This window comes from Chitinivibrionales bacterium (genome assembly GCA_014728215.1).
GTDB lineage: Bacteria > Fibrobacterota > Chitinivibrionia > Chitinivibrionales > WJKA01 > WJKA01.
In genome coordinates, this window is record WJLZ01000096.1 from 1 (window position 1) to 4,448 (window position 4,448).

General features: G+C 39.8%; 6 protein-coding genes and 1 pseudogene. All 7 read right to left on the reverse strand.

All coding sequences use genetic code 11. The annotated features are described in order from the left end of the window. On the reverse strand, window positions 1-360 hold a 360-nt coding region (locus GF401_07520; GenBank protein ID MBD3344895.1), incomplete at its 3' end, for a hypothetical protein. 12 nt (window positions 361-372) lie between these two features. Further along, entirely contained in the window at window positions 373-582 is a 210-nt protein-coding gene (locus GF401_07525; GenBank protein ID MBD3344896.1) for a hypothetical protein, read from the reverse strand. Beyond that, window positions 579-1,040, reverse strand: coding sequence for a hypothetical protein (locus tag GF401_07530; protein ID MBD3344897.1), 462 nt, complete (start codon window positions 1,038-1,040; stop codon window positions 579-581). Before GF401_07530 ends, GF401_07525 begins: the two co-directional genes overlap by 4 nt. Window positions 1,041-1,079: 39 nt before the next feature. Beyond that, complete coding sequence (locus GF401_07535) at window positions 1,080-1,364, reverse strand: tyrosine-type recombinase/integrase (GenBank protein MBD3344898.1); 285 nt, start codon at window positions 1,362-1,364, stop codon at window positions 1,080-1,082. 842 nt (window positions 1,365-2,206) lie between these two features. Then, entirely contained in the window at window positions 2,207-2,560 is a 354-nt protein-coding gene (locus GF401_07540; protein ID MBD3344899.1) for a hypothetical protein, read from the reverse strand. Further along, a pseudogene (locus tag GF401_07545) lies at window positions 2,557-2,853 on the reverse strand (IS630 family transposase). Before GF401_07545 ends, GF401_07540 begins: the two are co-directional and overlap by 4 nt. Continuing rightward, window positions 2,831-3,088: a hypothetical protein gene (locus tag GF401_07550; GenBank protein MBD3344900.1), complete on the reverse strand. Its 258-nt coding sequence runs from the start codon at window positions 3,086-3,088 to the stop codon at window positions 2,831-2,833. Before GF401_07550 ends, GF401_07545 begins: the two are co-directional and overlap by 23 nt. Between the last annotated feature and the right edge of the window lie 1,360 nt (window positions 3,089-4,448).

Sequence of the window (4,448 nt, forward strand, 5' to 3'; positions counted from 1 at the left end):
GATAGGATCCCGGCTTGTGTATTGATAACTATTAAAGAACTGTCCTACTTTGTCCGGGCTCCTGAAGTCTCCTATTTCAGGGTCATAAAAACGAAGCCCGAAATAATACATTCCAATGCCGGGAATACTATCATCCCCGCCCTCCTCATCAAACTCCTTTTTGATGTGGTAAAGCTCACCTCCAAAATCGCCTGGAAGCGGTTTTTGAACGGGAGGTCTTTTCAGCCAGAGGTATGGTGCTTGGATTGCGGGAGGTTTTCTTTTCGCGGCGAAAGAAGGAAGGCTACTAAAAAGAAAAAGGCCCGTGTACCGGACATCATTTCCGATTGACACGGGCGATGTATTTAATGCCGTAACCATTGCAGCTTTCAGCTATTTCTTATAATCAGCCATTATCTGGCCGATAAATTCTTCTGCATCAAGTCCTTCCTGCCATTTTCTGTGCCTGCTGACACTGTCTTCATGCTTATGGCTAGCCATTGCAATAAATCGCCGTGCTTCAACAGGCCCCAACTCGCGGTGGAGTGCTTTTACCCCACGTTCCACCACTTTCTTTTCGTCAAGGTATTTCGCAGTCTTCATATTAAGCCTTCTTTCTTACAAAATTCAACAGGTGTACCACACCATATTTCGCTCTTTATGGCTCGGTATTTTCTCAGCAGCCGATCATCGCAGGTTATAAATACAGCTCGGGCCTGCTCCGCATGCGCAACATGGAAAGCATCACCGACACCAAGCCCTGCCGCAAAAAGTTCACGTCCTCTTTTTTCCAGCATATCCGGTTTTATTATTGATTTAACGTTTTTCCCAACACCATAGAGCAATGTCAGTAAATCAGATTTTACTATCTCGTCCGGATTGCTGCTAATTTCACGCACATGAACCGGCGAGTAATACAACCGGTATAGCCCAGCTTTTACATGCACCATAATCAACTGTACAGCAGTGCTCTCTATCTCGATACGCATAAAACTCTGGTCATCGTACGGCCGACCGAGTGCGCAAACATCAAGATAAACCGCTTTTTCTTTAATTTTCATATATATAAAATACCCTTTCGTCCCTATACTTGTCGAGTATTATTCTCTCGGGTGATATCGAGAGTGACACCGCTTCAAGTCCATCGGCGCCAGCCGGGTATAAATCTGCGTGGTCTCAAGCTTCTTGTGCCCCAGCATCCGGGAGACATCCTGCACTCCCGATAAGTCGAGACAGCGGATAAGGTCGGTGGCGAAAGCATGGCGCAGGTTGTGCGGGGCAAAGCCACGGCCAAAGCCGTATTCGCCGCGTAGTCGCTCGGCAGGATTACCTGAATCGATCAAATTACGTGATAATCGTCGGTCAGATTTTATGAGAGCGGGCATACTTCACCGAAATCGGAAATATTTTTCCGGCGATAATGGGAAACTATATTCCGGTAGAGATACTTAAATGCGATGACTCTAATTGAAGGGCATTCCATCCCCTTTAACCCTGATAGGAAAATGCTTTATTATAGCCTATGCCGGAAGGCCGGCATAGAAAGAAGTTCTGCCCGAATGTTACGTACCAGCCAACCACCGATGCTGAATGTCCCGGCTTTAAGATTCCTCACCCCGGCCCCGGAGAGGTTGCATTATTGTAAAACGCAACTAACCCTCATCCATTCCTGTTCTCCTGAAGGGAGTTATAATGCAAACAGCCGAACCACACACCAAATGCCGTAGCCTGACTGTAACGGATGGCTGCTTCATGCGACTCCCGGAGGATCGTAGATCCGGCATGTCTGTAACAAAGAAATCACAAACAACCACTCCACCGGGTTCGGAGAACCGCATCTCTTGAGGTCCCATCGGGACCGTCCTGGCGATAACCAAAGATTTCAATCCCCGGTTCTTGGGACTGATAAAAACTTTAATAAATATATTCGTAAGTCGTTGATTTCTCGAAGGCTATTTTTGCAGATTTTCTTGTAAGGCTATAATTTAACAGAAGATGCGTGGGCCCGACCCGGACCTGCAGTCGAATACCGCATGCAGGAACTGGAGATTAGTCCTGATCAGGCATATCCGTTCTAACGATATAATGACATTTCGGGAATTATTACATTAAAGCAGCGAACCGTCTCGCGGGTTTATTTATTTTTAAAGCTATGATGACAATTCGGGAAATTGTATGATTAGAAAAAAAAACACAACTGACACACACACAAAATTTGTTTTCCAAACTAAAATGGCGCATCAAATAATAGAACTTTTATCTTCTTTTCGGAACCTAAATGCAAAACCTTTACATATACCGTCAAAAATTTTCTAACCTTTATCTTCGGAATTGCTCTTTTTATCTCTTTTATCGAAACAATATCATTATTAAAAAACGAAAATTTTTCATGTGTAATTGAACCAAGCCGGCACAAATTTTCCTTTGTATAAAAAGCCAAATCTTCAGGAAAATCAGGCCCTATCCATGCATATAATCTCTTTGTCGCTTCCAATAGTGCTATGCTATCTGCATTTAATTCATAGTTAATAACTATGGATTTTCCATTATTATCCCTGCCACTAAAGTTGGCGTGATTCATGCTGCATACCTGACAAGTTTATGCTGAAAGAAATTGGCAATCTTTCCCGGTTTTTTCTGGATGCTTTTCATATGTCCGCGCAACCGGGCCATTAATTCATTTTGATTTCTTATGGCAGGCTTGCTGCCCAAAGTAATCTTTACATCATGGTTTAAATATTCATCTGAATTTCGTTCAGGTGTAAAGGCCGGAAGATAGAAAAGTTCGATCTCTGAATTATGCTTCTTTACCCACCATCGAACTCGTTTGGCATGATGAACACGAAGATTATCAACAATCAAAAACACCTTTCGTTTGCCAAATCTCTTCTAAAGCTCCATTTCTACCGACACGGTAAACGATCCCTTTACAATCTGCTTTTTTCTCAGCTGGGACCATTTTAAAAACATAAACACCCGGTTTTGTAGCTGTAATGTATGCAAAGGGTCCATTCAACGACAATGCCGGAAATTCAGTTACACTCCCAAAAAAGAAGAAATGGAGCAATGCAACAGTACCAAATCGCGTTGAATTCTTCTTACCAGCCAAAAATATCTATCTCGAGATTCGCAATTGTTTCATAGGATTTTTTTTTCGATAGCATTATATTATGAAATGATAGAATCATATCAAAATTTAAATATTTACCTTTCATTTTATCAATTACAATTATTTATATACATATATTCAATATACTCAGGCAAACTTCTGATTATGCCCTTTACCATATTTTTGTTAATATTGTAACTATCTTTATATTCTATAGTAATTTTATATACACCATAATCTTTGTTTTTCTTTCTATATTTGCTAATATTCGTGTATAATTTTGAAAATCTTAATTCGAATTTAAACTGGTAACTACATTTCGGAAAAATAAGAACATATTCTTCTTCTGATGGTCGCTTTGGTGTAATGAACGCATTATTCAGATAGTTATAATGAACAGATCTTTGCCCTTTAGATAGTTGTCTTTCTATTGATAAGAGCCAACATGTATTTGCATTTTTATAAGTTGAGACCCTAGTTCTATTGAGAATTGCGATTGTATCACAGGTACCATTAAAAATTGACACGGAACATATTACAGCATCATTTTCTACTGTGATTGTATCTGATGAAATATTTACCTCAATATTTAAACTATCTGCAAAATTTTGCTCTGCATGAGATGTCATTAATAGCATTAATAATAAAATTACATTACACATATAAACATGCCTAAACATATATACATCCCTTTATGCTATTCATAGAAAAAAGGGTCGAAAAGATTCATAAAAAGCCGAAATGGGTGTGCCCTATTGTAACTGTTGCCAAGTTTATATCCCTTGCTTCTTAAAACGGAGCTTCCCCATTTAAACCCTCTCGCTGACATAAACGGTGATTTAAGGTTTACATCAGTATAAGCTCTTAGCTCTAAATAATTTATACTTACATTAGAAAGTTGACCTAAGTCTGAATACATTGTTACATCTGCTATGTGTTTAAGCTCATGCCTTGCGGTCTGCAAAGCAAAAGCGCGTGTCTGTAAAGCATCTTCTCCTATTGCAACATATATCTTATCACCTATCGGGTTCACTGCTCCATAATGGTGTAACGAGGGGTCATATATAATATCTTCATATTTGGTTTCCATTTTTAATATATCTATTTTTTCCCATTTGTCTAATCTATCCCAAGTAACATAGTCATAAAATGATTTTGTTGCACTAATACCGAATGAAGTTGCAGCCGAAATGCCAATTTCTTTAAAATACTGCGATGCTGTCTTATCTATTTTCCAATTGTCGAATAGATCTGCGCTAAACAAACCAGCACCAGCAGTTGTGCCTGCAGCTAGTGCATTATAGGAAGCTGTTGCAGCATATCGGCCTAAAGTTGGGATACTTGAGAATGTAGGTGCTAC